This window comes from Kribbella qitaiheensis (assembly GCF_042657745.1).
Taxonomy (GTDB): Bacteria; Actinomycetota; Actinomycetes; order Propionibacteriales; family Kribbellaceae; genus Kribbella; species Kribbella qitaiheensis.
The window spans coordinates 190,890-209,215 of record NZ_JBHSKE010000003.1; the positions used below are offsets into that span (position 1 = coordinate 190,890).

An 18,326-nucleotide genomic window follows, 5' to 3' on the forward strand; every position below is an offset into this window, starting at 1 on the left:
ATCGATCGGCGTACGGGCGATTCGTGGTGATACCGACTGATCGTCGGCGATCCACCAGCGACGCATAATCGGAGTACGGATAGACGCGGCTAGTGCAAGGTGGCGGTCAGATGAGGCTCCGTGACGAGGTTATTCAGGTCCTGGAGGGCCACACCGAAGGCATGACGGACGCCGAGCTGGCCGAGAGACTCGGCAAGCTGCACCAGCAGGTCAACCAGCGTTGTCGGCAGTTGGCGACCGAAGGGCTGCTCGTCAGGGACTCAGCGAGCGGCACGATCGTCAACCGTCTGGTGCGGTCCGGTGGTGCCGTGTCCAGCCAGTCAGCTCCCCCGCCGACCACCGTACGGAGCAATCCGACCGCTCATCCTTGGCCTCACGAAGTTGCGGTTCAGGGCGCCCTCGTGGGCTGGCTCGTCCGGGACAACTGGCGGATCCTTCGAGTCGCGGACACCGAGGCACAGGAACAAGGAACCGATGTCATCGCCGATCGCGACGGTGTGCGGCTCATGGTCGAGGTGAAGGGGTACCCAGGTTCGACATACGGCCGCGGCCCCAAAGCCGGCGAGCCCAAGCCCACGCCATCGACGCTGCAGGCATCACATTGGCTGGCAACTGCGTTGCTCAGGGCGATGCGGATGAGAGGCGCCGATCAGGATTCGCGCATCGTCATCGCGCTCCCGGACGCTACCCGATATGGCGCCCTCCTGAGCGAGATCGACCATAGCCTTCGCGGCGCCCGCATCGAAGCCTGGCTCCTCACCGACCGCGGCGAACCAAGCGCGCGCTTCGGCGCCTGGCCCGACTAGCCGACCGCGGCGACCAGAGCGCGGTTGGCTAGCTGACGGACAGTGTCGTCGGGAGCATGCCGATTAGGGCGTCGGCGGCTAGGGACGCGGCGGAGCCGGTGGGGATGGCTACCGATACCTGCCACGAGTCGGCGGAGTTGGGGACGAGGGGAACGGTGATGTGGTCGCCTCGTTTGGCGGCGATGCGTTCGGGGACCAGGGCGACGCCTAGGTTGTGGCTCACGAGGGCGAGGAGAGTGTGGACGTCGTTGACCTCGATGGTGACGGGGTGAGCGACGCCGGCGGTGGCGAAGGCGTGGTCGGAGATGGCGCGGGCGCCCCAGGTCGGGTCGAAGTCGACGAAGGCCTCCCCCGCCAGGTTCTGCAGGGTGACCTCGGGCGCGTTGGCCAGGCGGTGTTCGGCGGAACAGACCATGACCATGGACTCGGTCGACAGCGGGCGGAGGTCCAGGCCCTCGATCGGGTGACCGGCGGTTGCCACGAAGGCGATGTCCAGGCGGCCGGAGGCCAGTTCGTCGAGCATGGGGGTTGAGCCGCCTTGGCGTACCTCGATTTCGACTCCCGGGTACGCCGAACGGAACTTCGCCAGGAGTGCGGGTACATCCACAACCCCCAGGCACTGCTCCAAACCAACGGTCAGGTGGCCGCGTAGCAAGCCCTGTACTGCGGCGACGGCATCCTTCGCGGCCTCGGCGGCCGCGAGTGTACGGCGGCCTTCGCAGAGGAGGGCGCGGCCGGCCTCGGTGAGTTCGACGCTGCGGGTGTTGCGTACGAAGAGGGATGCGTGGAGCTCACGTTCGAGCGCGCGGATCGAGGCGGAGAGGCCGGACTGCGAGATCGACATCGCCTCTGCCGCTCGTGTGAAGTGCTTCTGCTCTGCGACGGCGACGAAGTGCTCAAGATGCCTCAGTTCCATGACTCAGAAGTATAGGTGATCGAACTCTGACGATTCTTCGGTCCCAGATGTCACTGTTAGCGATGAGCGAGGGTGTTCGGCCGGGGTTATCCACAGGATGCAAGAAGGGCCGCTCGGTGGCGCCTGGACTGCTTACTTTCTCTGGCATGGAACGCCCGATCGCGGATGAGATCCGCACTTACCGGACCAAGGCGCCGCTCGATCGATGTGCGGTCTTGTTGGACGCCGCCCAGGACCATCTCCGGAACGGCGACTTGGACCGGGCGGTGGCGATTTGGAAGGAGCTTGTGTTCAAGGGTGGCGAGTACGCCGACTCGGCCCGCCTCGACTACGCCGAGCATCTGTTCGACGAATACGAGGATGACGACGCCTATGCCCAACTGGATGCGGTGTTGGAGCCGTGGCGAATCTTCAGCAAGTCGTGGCTGCGCGCAGTCGAGATGGTCGAGCAGCACGACCCGGAAGTTGCTCTCTACTTGTGCATGCTGGCCATCGAATGCGTTACACGCGAGGATGCCGGCATCCCTGCAAGGGCGTCCCGTCTCCTACATCTGGCCGCAACCTGTCGCAGGCTGAGATGGGAAGCCGGGATCCGCCTCACCGATACAGATCTGCTGGCCAAGTCCGGTTACGTTGAAACGCGGCAGAAGCAGTTGAGGCTACTCACGCTCATCAATGAACCCAAGGTTGTTGACGGGCAACTTCATTTCTGGGATCGCGAGCTGCTCGAATCGCCGGGCAGGCCTTTGGGAACCGATGTCCCGCTGGAGCGACCAGCCGCCTACTACCCGAAGGTCGAACATGTACTTCGAGCCTATGAGGGAGGCCGAGTCGTTGCGACTCGGCTGGAAGGTGCTGAGTGGACGTGCCTCGTGGAGCTGGCTGACAACGCCAAGCACATCGACGATCTTCGGACCATCGTCAGCCGGTACGACCAAGGCACGGCCGTCGAGTGGCCACCAGGGCGGAACCAGCCGTGCTGGTGCGGTTCGCAGACCAAGTACAAGAAGTGCTGCGGGGCAAACGGGCCGCCACCATCACCCTCATCCAGTCGAGGGTTGCGCGGGTAAAGGAGCAGCGGGTCGGTAAGGTGTGATTTATGGCTGACGAGTACCGCGTTGAGGTTGAGCTGAACGACTCTGAGCACGGGTTGTCGTTTTGGGAGCGGTTGCGGGCGCTGGGTGTGGATGAGGACGCGAAGAAGCGGCTCGGGGGCCAGGTGACGGTGACTCGGGACGGTTCGCGGTTGCTGATCTACGCGAACACCGAGGAAGACGCTCGCGAGGCCGAGAAGACGGTGCGTGAGGTCGTCACGGACGATCACCTGACCGCCGATTACAAACTGTCACGGTGGAGCCACGCGAAGCAGGAGTGGACGGACCCGAGCGTTCCCGAGGACGAGGACGCTCCCGAGCCCAGCTATGAAGGCGTCGAGACCCCGGACAGGAACTATGTGGTGATGCAGGCCTACAAGCCCGAGTTCCTCCGCGACCTCGGTCTCTGACGCAGCCGCCCGGACAGGACGAACGAGCCGGTACGCCGAGCCAACGCGGCTCGGCGTACCGGCTCGTTTCAGTTGACCGGCTACTCGCCCGCCGCTCCGGACCGCGGAGCGGGCGAAGCGGCCTGCCCTCACCGCCGCCAATGACTCGCCCCTTGGATGAACCGGGGTTGGGGGTGGGGCGTCGTACTGTCGGACGGGTCTGGGGATTGGCGGAAGGGATGTGGTGGTGGACGAGTTGAGGTTGCGGCCGGTGGTTGAGGACGACTTGGGGATGTTCAGGCGGTTGGCTGTTGAGCCGGGGTTGATCGGGCTGGACTGGGGTGGGTTCAGGGATGCGCAGAAGGCGGCGCGGGACTTTGAGGAGGACGGGTTCCTGGCGGACGACCACGGGAAGTTGATGGTCGACGAGGGTGGGAAGGCTGCTGGGTTTGTCATGTGGACGGCGGGGTCGTTCGACGAGATCACGACGTACTGGGAGATCGGGATCTCCTTGTTGCCCGAGTTCCGGGGGCGTGGGATCGGGTGGCGGGCGCAGAAGATGCTGACCGAGTATTTGTTCCTCCATACGCCGGTGCAACGGATCCAGGCGGCTAGGCATCCGGAGAACAAGGCTGAGCAGAGGTCGTTGGAGAAGGCTGGGTTCCAGCTTGAAGGCGTGATTCGCGCGTGCGAGTTCAGGGCCGGTGAGTATCGGGATGGGTATCTGTACAGCCGGCTGCGGACGGATCCGCCGGTATGACCGACCAGGCAAACGAGCCCACTTCCCCGCCGGGCCTGAGACCCCTGCTGCGGAAGGTCGATGCGGTGACGGTTCGCGTGCCGGACCTGGAGAGCGGTCTCGCGTTCTATCGGGACCAGCTCGGCCATCAGCTCCTCTGGCGGAATGACGAGATCGGACAAGCGGGGCTCAAGGTGCCTGATGCTGATACCGAGATCGTGCTGGCGACCGGACTCGACTATGCGCCCAGCTGGCTTGTCGAAGCTGCCGACGGGGCTGCCCGTGCGTTCGTCGAGGCGGGTGGGCGTGTCATCACCGAGCCGTTCGATATCCCGGTCGGGCGTTGCACGGTGGTGGCCGATGCGTTCGGCAACAAGCTGGTGCTGCTCGACTTGTCGAAGGGGCTGTACGCAACGGATGACAACGGTTCGGTGTCGGGAGTGGAGAAGCCGGGCTCGGAGAACCCTGTGGAGTAATAGCCTCGGCGGGCGGCAGCGGCGTACGGCGGGTCTTCCGGGCGTCAGGCCACCATTCTGCGACGCTGAAGTGAAGAGGGAGGGGAAACTATGTCCAGACGACGTGGTCTCGTTGCTGGTGCACTTCTGCTTGCCCTGGTCCTCGCCGGTTGCACTGACGTCGCGGCCGATCCCGGGACGACATCCCCCTCCAGTTCTTCGACGCCATCCGCTACGCAAACAAGCACGTCACCCAGCACCACTCCGAGCAGCACCCCGACGGTCAAGCCGACCCCCAAGCCGACCCCCAAGCCGACCGTGAAGCCCAAGCCCAGACCGCCCGCGGCGTACGCGAAGCAGGTTGAAGCCAAGCTCGATGCCCTCGGCTACCCGGTCGGCGACGTCGACGGCGAGATCACCAAGCGCGCGAAGCAGGCCCTCTGCGCCTGGCGCGAGACCAACGGTCTCCCGATCAGCCGCGGCGGTCTCACCTCGGCCGACGTCCGATCGGTGCTCAAGGCAACAAGGCGCCCGGCCGCGAACAAGGAGCCCGGCATCTACGTCAACAAGACCTGCCAGGTGCTGTACCAGGTGGTCGGCAAGACGTACCGCCGGATCGTCTGGGTCTCCACCGGCGGCCCCGGGTACGACACCCCGAACCGCACCGGCAAGGTCTGGCGCAAGTGGGCCGGCGCGCACGAGAGCAGCCTGTACGACGACGCGTACATGTACGACTCGATCTACTTCCTCAAGGACCGCCCGGGCATCGCCCTGCACGGCTCCCGCGTCAACACCCTGATCAAGACGTACCCCGCCAGCCACCGCTGCGTACGGGTCATGCGCCCTCAGATCCACCACATCTTCGCCGAAACCCCCATCGGCACCAAGGTCAGCGTCTACGGCGAGTACTGATCACGGAGCCAGGCTCGCCAGGATCCGATCCGCCTCGGCCACGATCCGGTCGACCAGGACACCAGCCGGGACGATGTCGTGGATCAGTTCCACCGACTGACCCGCAAACGGTAGGGCCTCCTCACCACGACCGCTCCGGATCAACTCGAGCAAGCGTGATCGCTCGGCGTCGTCCACCGAGGCTGGATCGTGCTCGAGCCGGTCGATGAAGTCGGTGCGCAGCGCGCGAGGCGCCATCGGTACGCCGAGCTGCGGCAGAGTGAACGGCGGCATCGCCACCTCACTGTGCGGGACCTTCACGGCATCGAGCGCGTGGGACGACACGAGCCGGTCCTTCCACCCAGCGGAGGCGGCCATCTCGGTGGTGGCGAGGAACCGAGTACCGATCCAGGCGCCTTGCGCGCCGAGTGCCAGAGCGGCAGCGAGTCCCCGGCCATCGGCGATACCACCAGCTGCGAGCACCGGTACTTCGCCGGCCAGGTCTACGATCGCCGGAACCAACACCAGCGTGGAGATCCAGCCCGAATTCCCGCCGGCTTCTGTGCCTTGCGCAACCAGTACGTCGGCGCCTGCGGCAAGAGCAGCCTCCGCCGAGACGAGATCACCGACGGTCTGGAGCCACAGGATCCCGCGATCATGAGCACGCTTGATCAACTCCGCCGGCACCCCCATGTGGAAGGAGATCGCCTTGGGAGCGGCCTCAAGGGTCGCTGCGAATGTCTCCTCGTTGAAGGGCCGACCGGTGTGGTTGATCGCGAACGGCGCATCGGTCAGCGATCGCAACCGCTGCCACTGAGCCTCCAGTTGCGCCAACGGCAGCACGGCGGTCCCGACGCTTCCCAGTCCGCCCGCCTCGCAGACCGCGGCCGCAAGCTCGACCTGGTCCCATGGCCCGAACGGCGCCAGCACGATCGGCACCTCGATCCCCAACAGCTCACAGACCCCTGTTCGCATGGTCACTCCCCCATTCCCGATCCGTCACCTCTCATCACAGAACTGAGGCCGCCGACAGGCAAGACCCGAAGCGAGCTGGTCGACCTTCTGGACGGCTCTGTCGAGGGCTGCGCGCACAGTGACGTCGGTTACTTGTTGTAACGCCGAGGGCCCGCTGAACGATGTGGTGATCACTGAGTGTCGTTGCGGACTGGGTTCCGCCGGGGGGAAATTCATGCGTTGGGTGTCGCTGGCTGTCGTCTGTTCACTGACTCTGATCGGCTGTGGGGGTCAACCCGAGCGGGCGGACACCTTGCCCGTGGCTGATGAAGCCAGTACCTCGACCGTGGCGAAGGCGCCTGTCGAGACTCCGGTTGCTCCGCCGGCTGAGAAGAGCTCCACCCTGACGGCAGCGCAGGCGAAGAGCGCGCTGCTGACCCTGGACGACATGCCGACAGGCTGGACGCAGAGCAAGCCGGAGGCCGACGACGACGAGGACCCCACGGTGACGCCGAAGCGTTGCTCGGCCGTTCTCGACGCCGTGGACCAGCAGGGCAAGCCGCTCGCTGAAGCCGAGGCCACGTTCAGCCCCAGCGACCTCGGCCCGCAACTGGACCACACGGTCAGCTCGTGGCCGCGGTCGCAGGTGCCCGTACTGAGCAAGCTCACCGCCGCGTTCCGGCAGTGCCCGAAGTTCACCAGTACGTCGGCCGACGGGAGCTCGGCTACCTTCCAGGCCAGCGGGCTGTCGTTCCCGAACGTCGGTGACCGCACGCTCGCTCTGCGGCTCAAGGCGAAGAGCGACGGCATCAACCTCGTGGTGGACGTCATCTACATCGCGAAGGGCAACAACGGGATCGCTCTGATGGTGACCGGCTTGCAGCCACTGGACGGTGCCACGCTCGAGAAGTTGGCGAGGAAGGCCGTCGCCCGTCTCGACGCGGCCGCCAGCTAGCCGTACTACCCACGGAGTACAAGGCGCAACTGCGCATGCGTCCGGCTGGTCAGTCGTTGTGGTTGTGCCGGCTGCGCTCGATGTGGAAACGCGGGCGCTGACCGCCGACGGATTCCGGTAGACCGGCCAGGAGGTCTGGGAGGGCGAAGGCGTCGAACAGGCTCAGGTCGAAGAAGGCGACGGCGTGGATGATGCCTGCCGCGGTGAGTGTCAGGACCTGGATCTGGAATGCGCGGTGCGTGTTGTCGACCGGGTCGCGCATGTAGACCGCGAAGGCTGGCTGGCCGTTCGCCTTGATCGGCACGAGGACTTGGTCGCCCGGGCCCTTCGCCGGGCAGTGCGTGGAGATCAGCCGGCCGATGTTCTTGGCGCCCCGGAACCACGAGGTGAACGGCGGCATCTCCCAGACAGCATCATCCGCGAAGAACTCGACGATCGCCGGTACGTCGTACTGCTCGAACGCCTGGGCGTAGCGGTCGAGCAGCACAAGCTGATCAGGTTGGGTGTGATCGACGACGCCGGCCGGTCCGGGATCGAAGAGCACCCTCGCTTCTGCCAGGAGTTCATCGACCGCTAGTGGGCGGGCTTCGAGTACTTCGGCGACCTCGGCCGCCGGCCATCCCTCGAGGTCGCGCAGGATCAGCGCGGCCCGATGCTGCGGCGGCAGGTACTGCAAGGCGGCGATGACTTCCAGCCCGACGGTCTCGCGGCCGCCGCCGACCAGCGCATCGGGCACGGGCTCGAGCCACAGCACCTCGGGCCGCTGGGCGAGCCTGCCCTCCGGGTCACCGCTCGGTCCGGCGAGACCCGTCGGCAGTGGGCGCCGGCCGACGCGGGCGACTTCAGCGAAACAGGCCTGGGTCGCGAGCCGATACAGCGACGTCTGCGGAGAGGTTGGTCCGATCAGACCGTGGAAGTCTGCGCGTCGGAAGACGTCCCTGGACACCGTCTCGGCGTTGCGCACCGAACCGAGCATGCGGTAACAGTGCGCGAGCAAGTCCCGCCGGAGCGAATCGGCGCGGAGGTCGTCACTGCCGTGGTCTGCCATGGCTACTGCTTCTGCTGATTCCTCGATTCAGAGCCTGGTCCGAATCTACGACAGTACGACGACGTGGTGCGACTGCCTCAGCCGGTAGGCCAGTCGCGGTGGTCCCGTTGCAGGGAGTCGATGGTGGTTGCGAGGCGGAGGGTCGCCATGTCCTCGAAGCGGGGGGCGGCTATTTGGAGGCCGATGGGGAGGCCGTCGGAGAACCAGCCGCAGTTGACGGTGGCGGCGGGGTGGGTGGACATGTTGTACGGGACAGTGAAGGCGATGTGTTCGAAGGGCCTCAGGGGGTCGTCTGTGGGGTAGGCGAGTTCTGCGGGGAAGGCGTTGATGGGGGCGACTGGGGAGATCAGGAAGTCGTAGGACGCGAAGGCGGCGTTGACCGCGGTGGCCATGGCGGTCATCTGGGTGTGGCCGTGGAAGACGTCGAACGCGGTCAGGTCGGTGGCGGTGGAGACCCAGCGGCGGATCTCGGGGAGGACCTTGGCTCGGCGGTCTTCGGGGAGGGCGTTGATGTCGTACGCCGACCGGACCCGCCAGAAGCGATCGAGGCCGTCCAGCATCTCGCGGGTGATGATCGGGGCGATCGGTTCGACGATTGCGCCGGCCTTTTCCAGGAGGGCGGCCGCGGAGGAGACGGCGGCGGTGACTTCGGGGTCCACTGGTAGGCCGAGGCCTGCGTCCAGAAGCAGGCCGATGCGGATGCCTTCGACCGGGCCAGGCTCTGTGTAGGTGTCTGCGATGCGCGGGAGCGAGGTGGGGTCACGGCGGTCGGGGCCGGTCATGACGGTCAAGGCGAGCGCGGCGTCGGCCGCGGTACGGGCGAGGGGGCCGATTGCTCTGCCTGGGTAGGGGTTGCCGACTGCTACTCGGCCGTGGGTTGGTTTGAGGCCGACTACGCCGCACCAGCCGGCGGGGAGACGGATGGAGCCGCCGATGTCGGTGCCGATGTGGATGGGCCCGTACCCCGCTGCGGCGGCTGCGGCAGCGCCTGCGCTTGAGCCGCCTGGCGTACGGGTCGTGTCCCAAGGGTTGCGCGACAGGTGGTGGAAGGTGGAGACGCCCGACGAGAGCATGCCGTACTCGGGCATCGTGGTCTTGCTGAAGATGACGGCGCCGGCCGCGCGGAGGCGGGCTGCTGCGGGAGCGTCTTCGGCTGCTGGGATGAGCTCGGTCGCGGCGGTGCCTTGCGGTACTGGGGTGCCGCGGGTCGCGATGTTTTCCTTGATAGTGATCGGTACGCCGTCCAGCGGGCCGGCCGGGTCGTTGCGGAGCCAGCGGCGCTCGGATTCGCGAGCGGCCTCGCGAGCTGCCATGGGATCGAGGGCGTAGAGCGCACAGAGTTTAGGCTCGAGCGACTCCACTCGGGCGAGCACGGCCTCGGTCACCTCGACCGGCGAGAGCGAGCCGTCCCGGTAATGGGCCAGCAGATCCGTGGCAGTCAGATCGGCGAGGTTCTCAGTCATCCGCGGCTCCAGACGGTCGATTAGTTCGGGGGGTCGAAGCGGCCGTCTACGGCGGTCCAGCCTCCGTCGACGTGCAGGACACTTCCGGTGACGAACGAGGAGGCGTCCGACGCGAGGTAGACCACTGCGCCGGCCAGTTCGTCGGGCGTTGCCCAACGGCCGAGAGCCCCCTTCTGCGCGTAGGCGTCGTACCAGGCCTGGTTCGCCTTGATCTGCGCGGTGAGCGGGGTCTCGACAACACCGGGAGCGATGGCATTGACCCGTACTCCGCTGGGGCCGAGCTCGGCGGCGGCAGTTCGCAGGAGCTGGACGAGGCCGGCTTTGGTTGCCGCGTACACCGATTGGCCGGGCTCGACGGTGGTGGCGCGGATCGAGCTGAAGCCCATGATGCTGCCGCTCCTCCGCTCCGCCATCGGTCCCCCGAACGCGCGGATCAGGTCGAACGACGCCCTCAGGTTGAGCGCGACAACCCGATCGAACTCCTCGCCGGTGTAGTCGAGGATCCGCTTCCGTACGTTGGTCGCTGCCGTGAACACCAGGACGTCGACATCCTGCAGCTCGGTGGCCGCCCGTACGATCGCGTCTCCATCGAGAACATCAACTCTGTACGCCGTAAGGTGTTCGCCACGCGAGACAGTTTCCTCGGCCGCGGCGAGATCCAGGTCCGCGCAGGTCACGCGGGCTCCCTGTGCCGCCAAGGCCAGGGCTGACTCGCGTCCGATCCCGCTGCCGGCGCCGACGACGACCGCGTGCTTGCCGTCGAGCCGGAACAACTTCGAGTAATCCCGCTCCATCAGTGCCTCCTCGTTCCCCGTGCCCGCGCGGCTGACGTCGATGTGTTCGAGGGGCGCATGATCACGGGCGCTTGGGTGTCGGGCGGATGATCGCCATCCGGGTGGTGGTGAGTTCCTCGATGGCGAAGCGGGGTCCTTCGCGACCCGTGCCCGAGTCCTTCACGCCGCCGTACGGCATCACGTCCGAGCGGAACCCGGGTACCTCGTTGATCACCACTCCCCCGACATCGAGCTGGTCGATCGCGTCGAAGGCGGTCTCGAGAGAGGACGTGAAGACGCTGGCGTGGAGGCCGTAGCGGGAGGCGTTCACCGTGCGGAATGCGGTGGCGATGTCGGGCACGGAGCGGATCGCGATCACCGGCCCGAAGATCTCCTCGTCCCACGCCAACTGCCCATAGGGAAGGTCCAACAACACCGTCGGCCCGACGATCGTTGGCCTGGTCGAGGCGTCAGCGGGTGAGACGTCGGCAGGCGTGGCGTCGGGTGAGGGGGTGGTCGGGTGGGCGAGGGTAGCGCCTGCGGTTATGGCTTCGTCTATCCAGGTGTGGACGCGGTGGGTGGAGCGGTCGTCGATGAGAGCTGAGACTCGGGTTGCCGGATCGCGGGGGTCGCCGACGACTACCTGATCCAGGCGCGGGGTTAGTTCGGCGACGAAGGCTGCGCGGACGGATTCGACGACTATTACTCGCTGGACGCTGATGCAGGCTTGGCCGGAGGCGTAGTAGCCGCCTCGTACTACGGCGTCCGCGGCGGCTGGGATGTCTGCGTCGGCGGCGACGACTAGTGCTGAGTTTGAGCCGAGCTCCAGGAGCACCTTCGTGGGCGCGGCATCGCGGGCGATCTGGTGGCCGACGGCGGCTGATCCGGTGAAGGAGACTGCGCCGATTCGTGGGTCGGTGGTGAGGGTGGAGCCGACGCCTACTCCCCCGGTGACCAGTTGCACGGCCGATGCTGGCCCGCCGGCGGCAGCAAGTGCCTCGCGGACCAGGTGGACGAGCCAGAGCGTCGCGAGTGGAGTTTGCGGGGCGGGCTTGACGATGATGGGGCAGCCGGCGGCGAGGGCCGGGGCGATCTTGTGGGATGCGAGCAGGAGCGGGTAGTTGAAGCCGGCGATGCCGACGGCTACCCCGATCGGTTTGCGGACCCAGAAGCCCATCAGGCCGTCGCCGCTCGGGAGTAGATCCAGCGGGACTGTCTCGCCGTGGAGGCGGGCGACTTCTTCCGCTGCGGTCTCCAGCGTGAGAAGAGTCCGTTCGACCTCGACGCGGCAATCGACGAGCGGCTTGCCAGTCTCCAGTACCAAGAGATCGACGAACGCGTCGCGCTGGTCGCGGAGAGTGGAGAGCGCTCCCTGGAGGGCTGACCTGCGGACATGCGAAGGCAGGCGCCCGACCTCGGAACGCACAGAGAGCGCGCTCTCGAGGGCCTCCCGGGCCAGGTCGACGTCCCCGACAGGTGCCTCAGCAACTACAGACCCGTCGTACGGGAAGTGCACGGGAGCTGTTGACGGTGCCGCTACCCACTCGGAGCCGATCGGAAGACCGGTGGGAAACGGGAGCTTGGACTGATCGGTGGGTCCGGGTGTCGTCGAGGGTTGCTGGTCCGTCATGCGAGGGCTCCCTTCGGCGGGTCGGACGGGGCGCCTGACAGCAGGTCCGCGGTGGTGGCGCCGGCGAGGGCACGGGGCAGGGTTGGGATGGACGAGACGAGGCGCCGCGTGTACGGGTGGGCCGGCGCGGCATAGACGTCGCCGGTCGGGCCGGTTTCGACGATCTCGCCGGCGTTCATGACGGCTACTCGGTCGCAGACGTGCTTGATCACGGAGAGGTCGTGGGAGACGAAGATCAGGGTGAGGTTGAGTTCGTCGACCAGGTCCGAGATCAGGTTGAGGACCTGCGCGCGGACGGAGACGTCGAGAGCGCTCACCGGTTCGTCGGCGATGAGGATGCGTGGACGCGGAGCCAGGGCGCGGGCGATGGAGATGCGTTGACGTTGGCCGCCGGAGAACTGGTGCGGGTAGCGGTCGCCGGCATCGGAGGACAGGCCAACGGCTTCCAGCAACTCGCGAACGCGCTCTCCCGAGGCCGGATGTCCTTGCACCACAAGGGGTTCGGCGATGATGTCGCGGACTCGCATGCGCGGGTCGAGCGAGCTCATCGGGTCCTGGAAGACGAGTTGCAGGTTCTCGCGAAGGAAGCGGAGCCGACGTTCCGGGAGGTGGGTGATGTCGGTGCCTTCGACAACGACTTGGCCGGAGGTCGCGCGGTCCAGGGCGGCGATGATGCGGAGCAGGGTGGACTTGCCGCAGCCGGATTCTCCGACGATGCCGAAGCGTTCACCCGCCTGTACTTCGAGGCTCACCCCGCGCAATGCATGTACGACGGGAGCCGACCGCAGCAGCGACGTACGAGGTCGCGGGTAGTCGCGCACGACGTCGACCACCCGGATCGCGGGATCGGCAGCCAAAGGCCCAGCACCCGACGGCTGGCGGTTGTCCGACGGTCGCGCGTTGTCCGACGGTCGCGCGTTGTCCGACGGTCGCGCGTTGTCGCTGGGTCGGTGGTTGGCCGTGGGGTCAGGCATCGGCTGGCTCCAGGGCTGGGGCGGGGTGGTGGCAGGCGAAACCGCGAGCAGCCGTGCCACTCCACGGAGGGGCCGTTGCGCAGATGTCGGTCGCGTGGGCGCAACGAGTGCGGAACACGCAGCCGTCCGGGAACTGGCCGGCGGCCGGTACGTTGCCGGGAATCGTAGGCAGGCGACGGTCGGCTGATTCGAGGTCGGAGGCTGCGATGAGGCCTTGCGTGTACCGGTGGCGCGGAGAAGTGAACACCTCGTTCACCGGACCCGATTCCACGATCCGCCCGCCATACATCACCAGCACGCGCTGGCAAACGGTCGCCACCACGGCCAGATCGTGGGTGATGAACAACAGCGCCGACGAGCGAGCGGTGACCCCACGCACGATCAGGTCGAGCACCATCGCCTGCACGGTCACGTCAAGCGCCGTGGTGGGCTCGTCGCAGATCAGCAACGAAGGATCGTTGGCCAGGGCAAGCGCCAGCACGATTCGTTGCCGCTGGCCACCAGAAAGCTGGTGCGGGTAGGCACGCAGGACATCCGGCAACTGCACCCGCCCCAGCAGCTCAGCAGCCGCAGCGTGGGCCGCACGCCGACCGGGAACCGTGTCATGGATCAGCATCGCCTCGGCAACCTGATCCCCCACCCGCATCGTCGGGTTCAGAGCGGTCATCGGCTCCTGGAAGACCATCGCCAGGTGCCGCCCGCGAACACGCGACAACCGCCGCTCGTCAGCACCGATCAGGTCGTGCTCGACCCCGGCCAACCGCACGGAGCCAGAAGCGTGCACATCCTCGGGCAACAGCCCCATCACGCTGAGAGCAGTCAGCGACTTCCCAGACCCGGATTCGCCGATCAACCCGACCCGCTCCCCCGGATCCACCGTCAGCGACACGTCCTGCACGAGCGTCTTGTCCCGCACAGTCACCGTCAGGTCTTCAACAGCCAGGACGCTCATCGCCGATCCTCCAGTTTCGGATCGAAGCGATCCCGCAATCCATCACCCAGCAAGTTGAAACCCAGCACGGCCAACGCAATCGCCAGCCCCGGGAACACAGCCAGCCGCGGCGCGCTGAAGAGGAACTCCTGACTCTCCTGCAGCATCCGTCCCCACGAAGGCGTCGGCGGCGGAGTCCCATACCCAAGGAACGACAGCGCCGCCTCCGCCAGTACTGCGATCGCAAAGGAAACCGAAGCCTGCACGGTGATCAAGCTGGCCACGTTCGGCAGCACATGCCGCACCGCGATGGGAAACGGCTGCCGTCCAGCAGCCCGCGCGGCGAGCACATACTCCGTCCGCATCACCTGCAACGCACCACTTCGAATCACCCGCGCGAAGCTCGGTACAGAAGCGATGCCGATGGCGATCATCGCCGTCAGCGTGCTCGCCCCGAAGACAGCCCCGAACATGATTGCCAGCAGCAACGCGGGGAACGCCAGCAACAGATCGTTGCCCCGCATGATCACCTCGCTGGACCACCTCCGCGACATCGCCGCGAGAATCCCGAGCGGTACGCCGATCACCGCCGCCACCCCGACCGCCACGATGCCGACGAACAACGTCGTCCGGGAGCCGACCATGATCTGGCTCAGCACGTCCCGGCCGAACTTGTCGGTCCCGAACCAGTGGGACCACGACGGCTTGAGAAGCCGACTGGCCGGATCCACGAGCGTCGCGTCGTACGGGGTCCAGACGAACGAGACCAAGGCGGTGACCACGATCAACAAGACGATCACGCCGCCGGCCACCAGGCTCGGGTTCAGCCTCCTCATCGCGAACTCACCCGCAACCGGGGATCCAGCGCGACGTACAGGAGATCGACGAGGAAGTTGACGACCAGGACCGCGACCACCAGCACCATCACGACGTCTTGCACCAGTAGCAGGTCCCGGTTCGAGACAGCGTCCAGCAAGAGGCTGCCGAGCCCGGGGATGACAAACACCCGCTCGACCACAACAGCGCCGATCAACAGCGTCGCGAGCTGCAGCCCGAGCACGGTCACCACCGGCACCGCGGCGTTGCGCAGGCCGTGTCGCCACAGCGCAGGAAACGGCCGCAATCCCTTCGCTCGCGCGGTCCGCAAGTAGTCCTCCCGCAGTACCTCGAGCACAGCACTGCGGACGTACCGAGTCAGTACCGCGCCCTGCACCAGGCCGAGCGCCAACGCCGGAAGGATCAGCTGCTGCAAGAACATCCCGGGATCCTCAGCCGGTGGGGTCCACCCGTTCGCGGGCAACCAGCCCAGCTTCACGGCGAAAAGCGTGATCAGCAGGATGCCCGCCAGAAACGCAGGCACGGCCACACCGACCTGAGACAGGGCGGACAACAGCAGCCCGGAGACGTGCCGATGGCGCGCGGCCATCACCGTGCCGGCCGGAACCGCGATCAGCAGCGCGATGATCATGCCCGCCACCACCAGCCACAGTGTCACCTGGAACCGGTCGTAGATCTGCGGCCCGATAGCAGCCTTCGACACGTACGAGATCCCGAAGTCGCCCCGCAGGAGTCCGCCGAGCCAGTCGAAGTACTGCGTGGGCAGCGGCCGGTCCAACCCGAACTGCTCGCGAAGTTGGGCGACGGCCTCCTCGGACGCGTTGACCCCGAGTGCGACCCGCGCCGGATCACCCGGGAGCACCGCCATGAACCCGAACACCAGCACCGAGCTGACCACAAGGCTGACCAGGAGCACCGCGGTGCGCTCGATCAGGCGGATGATCATCGGGTCCTCTCGGTGGGCAGGTCAGGAACGCGCGAGGTGGGACAGATCGAAGGACTCCGTGATGGCGTTCTGCGGCAGCCCGGTGATGTCCTTCTCCGCGACCATCAGGTTCGGCAGCAGGAAGAGCCAGTCGCCGGCCGCCTGCTCGGACAACCGCCGCGCGGCCTTCTTCATGTCCGCGACCTGGGTGGCCTCGTCTCCCGCGTCCGCGGAGGCGAGCAGCGCCTGCAGCGTGGGGTCGTCGTACCGGGTGTAGTACTTCGCGTTGAACACGGCACCGAGATCGCGGGGTTCGACGTGCGCGATGATCGACATGTCGTAGTCCGCGTTCTTGAAGACGGTGGTCAGCCAGGCGGCCGGGAACTCCAGCTGGTCGATGGTCACCTTCAGCCCGGCCTGCTCCAGCTGGCTCTTCACCACCTGGCCGCAAGAGGTTGCGTAGGGCAACGTGGGCAGCCGGAGCCGGAGCGAGGCGCCGGTGGCACCCGCCGCCTGCAGCAACGACTTCGCCTTGGCGACGTCGTACGGCGCGATGCCGGTCAGGTCCTCGTACCACGGGTCGGTCGGCGGCACCATCGAACCGATCAGCTTGCCGCGGCCGGCGAAACACGTGTCCAGCAAGGCCTTGTGGTCGATGGCCTGCCGGATCGCCTGGCGGACCCGGACATCCTTGAAGACCGGGCGCGAGTTGTTGAACGAGAGCAGTACCTCGCCGTTCGTGGTGCCCTCGATCACCTGGTACTTGTCGTTGCTGGTGAACTGGCTGAGGGCCTCCGGCGCCTGCACCGTGCCGACCACGTTGATCGTGCCGGTCAGCAACGCGTTGTTCAGCGCGGTCGGGTCCTTGAAGTACTTCAGCGTGACCTGGTTGAAGAACGGCTTCGTTCCCCAGTAGGCGTCGTTGCGCTGCAGCACGATCGAGTCGCCGCGCTTCCACGAGCCGAGCTTGTACGGGCCGGTGCCGACCGGATCCGTCGCGAGCTTGTCGACGCCGGTCTGGGAGAACATCGCGCCGATCCGGGTGGTCATCCGGAACAGCCAGTCGTTGCTCGGCTTGGCCAGGGTCACCGTCAGCTTGGTGGGCGAGTCGGCCTTCGCGTTCTGGACGACGTCCATCGCGGCCTTCAGCGAGATCGTCCACTTCGTCTTCACCTGGTTGATGCTGAAGACCGCGTCGGCGGCGGTGAACGCGGCGCCGTTGGTGAACTTCGCGTTGTCGACCAGGGTGAAGGTGTAGGTCTTGCGGTCCGGCGACACGGTCCACGACTTCGCCAGGTCCGGCACGATCTTGCCGGTCTCGTCCTGCTTGACGAGACCGTTGTAGACATTGCCGAGCAGCGCCTGCGGGATCGCGGCGCCGTCCGTGGTGGTGAAGTCGAGGCTGGCCGGCTCGGCGACGAGGCCGATTGAGAGCAACTGGTCGGCGCCTGGGGACGAGCCCGACGACGTACTGGAGCCGGCTGAGCAGGCCGTGATGACCAGGAGTCCGGCGGTTGCCAGCAGCGCGACCGCCCGGGTGGGATACGACTTCACACGAACTCCTCTGGTGCCGCCGGCTGTTGCCCTCATGCGCCGCATTTTGCCTGTCCACCGGTGCGGCCACGCCATCGGATCGCCGATGACCGTGCCAGAGTCAGCTGGTCAGACCAGTGGACTAGGTCTCAATAGGCCACTAGGTTTGTCGCTACCGTACGGACTGTCAAGCGATGGGGGCCGAGATGGCGAAGGGACTGCGGTTCCAGCCGGTGCAGCCCGTCCGCGCCTACCAGCGGATCGTCGAGCAGATCGAGGAAGCGCTCGTCCGCGGCGATCTCGCCCCCGGCCAGCGACTGCCCAGCGAGCGAGAACTCGTCACCCAGTTCGCGGTCAGCCGGTCGACCGTGCGGGAGGCGCTCCGGGTGCTGGAGAGCAACGGTGTCGTCCGTTCCCGGCCGGGCGATCCGAACGGTCCGGAGATCCTGCCGTTCTCCGCCGGCCCCCTGCGCAAGCAGATGACCCGGCTGGCGCGCGTGGACGAGCTGACCCTGAGTGAGTTGATCGCGTTCCGGATGATCATGGACGGCGCGGCGATCCAGCTCGCGTCGCGGTTGCGTACGCCGGAGCAACTGGTCGAGATGGAGCAGACCCTGGTCGCGATGCGTGAGGCGATCGAGGAGGACTTCGAGGCGTTCAGCGAGGCGGACGTGGCGTTCCACGACGCCGTCGCCCGGGTCAGCCGCAACTCGCTGATCCAGACCTGCAACGAGGTGGTGCGCGGCGTCGTACTGGGGTTGATCGCGGACAAGGTCACGCACGCCGCGAACAGCCGCGCGCTGATGCTCGAGTCACTGCAGCACCACGCCGAGGTGGTCGAGGCGATCCGCGCCGGCGACGGTCACGCCGCCGCCCGGATCGCCCGCCAGAACCTCTACGACTACTACGCCAGCTACGTCCCCGCCCCTGAGCGAGAACCCCTCCGAGCCCTGATCGACGACTGACCGCCCGGCCGGTGCCACGGCCGGGCGGGCGGTCGCGGGCCCGGCCGC

The 18,326-nt window shown here is 66.8% G+C and carries 19 protein-coding genes; 8 read left to right on the forward strand and 11 right to left on the reverse strand.

Going from position 1 to position 18,326, the window contains the following annotated elements; all coding sequences use genetic code 11:
* Positions 1-110 precede the first annotated feature (110 nt).
* On the forward strand, positions 111-806 hold the full coding sequence (locus ACFPJ1_RS02395; RefSeq protein ID WP_380101106.1) for a hypothetical protein: 696 nt from the start codon (positions 111-113) through the stop codon (positions 804-806).
* 28 nt (positions 807-834) lie between these two features.
* On the opposite strand, the gene ACFPJ1_RS02400 is transcribed toward ACFPJ1_RS02395, so the two are convergent.
* The gene (locus ACFPJ1_RS02400; RefSeq protein WP_380101107.1) at positions 835-1,722 is read right to left on the reverse strand and encodes a LysR family transcriptional regulator; all 888 of its coding nucleotides are present in this window, start codon (positions 1,720-1,722) and stop codon (positions 835-837) included.
* A 146-nt stretch (positions 1,723-1,868) separates the two neighbouring features.
* On the opposite strand from ACFPJ1_RS02400, the gene ACFPJ1_RS02405 reads away from it, so the two are divergent.
* From ACFPJ1_RS02405 to ACFPJ1_RS02425, 5 genes are all read left to right on the forward strand, one after another.
* Positions 1,869-2,792 carry an SEC-C metal-binding domain-containing protein gene (locus tag ACFPJ1_RS02405; RefSeq protein ID WP_380101108.1) on the forward strand — a complete coding sequence of 308 codons (924 nt, stop codon included), beginning with the start codon at positions 1,869-1,871 and terminating at the stop codon, positions 2,790-2,792.
* A gap of 29 nt (positions 2,793-2,821) precedes the next feature.
* The gene (locus tag ACFPJ1_RS02410) at positions 2,822-3,226 is read left to right on the forward strand and encodes a hypothetical protein (protein ID WP_132197404.1); all 405 of its coding nucleotides are present in this window, start codon (positions 2,822-2,824) and stop codon (positions 3,224-3,226) included.
* A gap of 226 nt (positions 3,227-3,452) precedes the next feature.
* Positions 3,453-3,965: a GNAT family N-acetyltransferase gene (locus ACFPJ1_RS02415; protein ID WP_380101109.1), complete on the forward strand. Its 513-nt coding sequence runs from the start codon at positions 3,453-3,455 to the stop codon at positions 3,963-3,965.
* Complete coding sequence (locus ACFPJ1_RS02420) at positions 3,962-4,420, forward strand: VOC family protein (RefSeq protein WP_380101110.1); 459 nt, start codon at positions 3,962-3,964, stop codon at positions 4,418-4,420. The genes ACFPJ1_RS02415 and ACFPJ1_RS02420 overlap by 4 nt, the downstream gene beginning before the upstream one ends.
* Before the next feature lie 297 nt (positions 4,421-4,717).
* On the forward strand, positions 4,718-5,311 hold the full coding sequence (locus ACFPJ1_RS02425; RefSeq protein WP_380101111.1) for a L,D-transpeptidase family protein: 594 nt from the start codon (positions 4,718-4,720) through the stop codon (positions 5,309-5,311).
* Here the strand turns inward: ACFPJ1_RS02425 and ACFPJ1_RS02430 are convergent, their stop codons facing one another.
* The gene (locus ACFPJ1_RS02430; protein WP_380101112.1) at positions 5,312-6,265 is read right to left on the reverse strand and encodes an NAD(P)H-dependent flavin oxidoreductase; all 954 of its coding nucleotides are present in this window, start codon (positions 6,263-6,265) and stop codon (positions 5,312-5,314) included. It lies immediately after the preceding gene.
* Between the two features lie 298 nt (positions 6,266-6,563).
* On the opposite strand from ACFPJ1_RS02430, the gene ACFPJ1_RS02435 reads away from it, so the two are divergent.
* A complete protein-coding gene (locus ACFPJ1_RS02435) occupies positions 6,564-7,199 on the forward strand; it encodes a hypothetical protein (RefSeq protein ID WP_380101113.1) in 636 nt (211 codons plus the stop codon).
* 49 nt (positions 7,200-7,248) lie between these two features.
* Here the strand turns inward: ACFPJ1_RS02435 and ACFPJ1_RS02440 are convergent, their stop codons facing one another.
* From ACFPJ1_RS02440 to ACFPJ1_RS02480, 9 genes are all read right to left on the reverse strand, one after another.
* A complete protein-coding gene (locus ACFPJ1_RS02440; RefSeq protein WP_380101114.1) occupies positions 7,249-8,247 on the reverse strand; it encodes an RNA polymerase subunit sigma-70 in 999 nt (332 codons plus the stop codon).
* 77 nt (positions 8,248-8,324) lie between these two features.
* Positions 8,325-9,710: an amidase gene (locus tag ACFPJ1_RS02445; RefSeq protein WP_380101115.1), complete on the reverse strand. Its 1,386-nt coding sequence runs from the start codon at positions 9,708-9,710 to the stop codon at positions 8,325-8,327.
* 20 nt (positions 9,711-9,730) lie between these two features.
* Positions 9,731-10,504: an SDR family NAD(P)-dependent oxidoreductase gene (locus tag ACFPJ1_RS02450; protein ID WP_380101117.1), complete on the reverse strand. Its 774-nt coding sequence runs from the start codon at positions 10,502-10,504 to the stop codon at positions 9,731-9,733.
* A 61-nt stretch (positions 10,505-10,565) separates the two neighbouring features.
* Positions 10,566-12,113, reverse strand: a complete 1,548-nt coding sequence (locus tag ACFPJ1_RS02455; protein ID WP_380101118.1) for an aldehyde dehydrogenase family protein — start codon at positions 12,111-12,113, stop codon at positions 10,566-10,568.
* A complete protein-coding gene (locus ACFPJ1_RS02460; protein ID WP_380101119.1) occupies positions 12,110-13,087 on the reverse strand; it encodes an ATP-binding cassette domain-containing protein in 978 nt (325 codons plus the stop codon). Before ACFPJ1_RS02460 ends, ACFPJ1_RS02455 begins: the two co-directional genes overlap by 4 nt.
* Complete coding sequence (locus tag ACFPJ1_RS02465) at positions 13,080-14,039, reverse strand: ABC transporter ATP-binding protein (protein WP_380101120.1); 960 nt, start codon at positions 14,037-14,039, stop codon at positions 13,080-13,082. Before ACFPJ1_RS02465 ends, ACFPJ1_RS02460 begins: the two co-directional genes overlap by 8 nt.
* Positions 14,036-14,854, reverse strand: a complete 819-nt coding sequence (locus ACFPJ1_RS02470; RefSeq protein WP_380101121.1) for an ABC transporter permease — start codon at positions 14,852-14,854, stop codon at positions 14,036-14,038. The genes ACFPJ1_RS02465 and ACFPJ1_RS02470 overlap by 4 nt, the downstream gene beginning before the upstream one ends.
* Positions 14,851-15,795: an ABC transporter permease gene (locus ACFPJ1_RS02475; protein ID WP_380101153.1), complete on the reverse strand. Its 945-nt coding sequence runs from the start codon at positions 15,793-15,795 to the stop codon at positions 14,851-14,853. Before ACFPJ1_RS02475 ends, ACFPJ1_RS02470 begins: the two co-directional genes overlap by 4 nt.
* A 27-nt stretch (positions 15,796-15,822) precedes the next feature.
* Entirely contained in the window at positions 15,823-17,334 is a 1,512-nt protein-coding gene (locus ACFPJ1_RS02480) for an ABC transporter substrate-binding protein (RefSeq protein WP_380101122.1), read from the reverse strand.
* 173 nt (positions 17,335-17,507) lie between these two features.
* On the opposite strand from ACFPJ1_RS02480, the gene ACFPJ1_RS02485 reads away from it, so the two are divergent.
* Complete coding sequence (locus tag ACFPJ1_RS02485) at positions 17,508-18,278, forward strand: FadR/GntR family transcriptional regulator (RefSeq protein ID WP_380101123.1); 771 nt, start codon at positions 17,508-17,510, stop codon at positions 18,276-18,278.
* Positions 18,279-18,326: the final 48 nt, after the last annotated feature.

Excerpts from the sequence above, each read along its gene's own strand:
- ACFPJ1_RS02485 (WP_380101123.1), top strand. The coding sequence starts at position 17,508 with ATGGGGGCCGAGATGGCGAAGGGACTGCGGTTCCAGCCGGTGCAGCCC.
- ACFPJ1_RS02400 (WP_380101107.1), bottom strand. The coding sequence starts at position 1,722 with ATGGAACTGAGGCATCTTGAGCACTTCGTCGCCGTCGCAGAGCAGAAG.
- ACFPJ1_RS02445 (WP_380101115.1), bottom strand. The coding sequence starts at position 9,710 with ATGACTGAGAACCTCGCCGATCTGACTGCCACGGATCTGCTGGCCCAT.
- ACFPJ1_RS02405 (WP_380101108.1), top strand. The coding sequence starts at position 1,869 with ATGGAACGCCCGATCGCGGATGAGATCCGCACTTACCGGACCAAGGCG.
- ACFPJ1_RS02460 (WP_380101119.1), bottom strand. The coding sequence starts at position 13,087 with ATGCCTGACCCCACGGCCAACCACCGACCCAGCGACAACGCGCGACCG.
- ACFPJ1_RS02470 (WP_380101121.1), bottom strand. The coding sequence starts at position 14,854 with ATGAGGAGGCTGAACCCGAGCCTGGTGGCCGGCGGCGTGATCGTCTTG.
- ACFPJ1_RS02465 (WP_380101120.1), bottom strand. The coding sequence starts at position 14,039 with ATGAGCGTCCTGGCTGTTGAAGACCTGACGGTGACTGTGCGGGACAAG.
- ACFPJ1_RS02440 (WP_380101114.1), bottom strand. The coding sequence starts at position 8,247 with ATGGCAGACCACGGCAGTGACGACCTCCGCGCCGATTCGCTCCGGCGG.
- ACFPJ1_RS02395 (WP_380101106.1), top strand. The coding sequence starts at position 111 with ATGAGGCTCCGTGACGAGGTTATTCAGGTCCTGGAGGGCCACACCGAA.
- ACFPJ1_RS02450 (WP_380101117.1), bottom strand. The coding sequence starts at position 10,504 with ATGGAGCGGGATTACTCGAAGTTGTTCCGGCTCGACGGCAAGCACGCG.
- ACFPJ1_RS02410 (WP_132197404.1), top strand. The coding sequence starts at position 2,822 with ATGGCTGACGAGTACCGCGTTGAGGTTGAGCTGAACGACTCTGAGCAC.
- ACFPJ1_RS02430 (WP_380101112.1), bottom strand. The coding sequence starts at position 6,265 with ATGCGAACAGGGGTCTGTGAGCTGTTGGGGATCGAGGTGCCGATCGTG.
- ACFPJ1_RS02455 (WP_380101118.1), bottom strand. The coding sequence starts at position 12,113 with ATGACGGACCAGCAACCCTCGACGACACCCGGACCCACCGATCAGTCC.
- ACFPJ1_RS02420 (WP_380101110.1), top strand. The coding sequence starts at position 3,962 with ATGACCGACCAGGCAAACGAGCCCACTTCCCCGCCGGGCCTGAGACCC.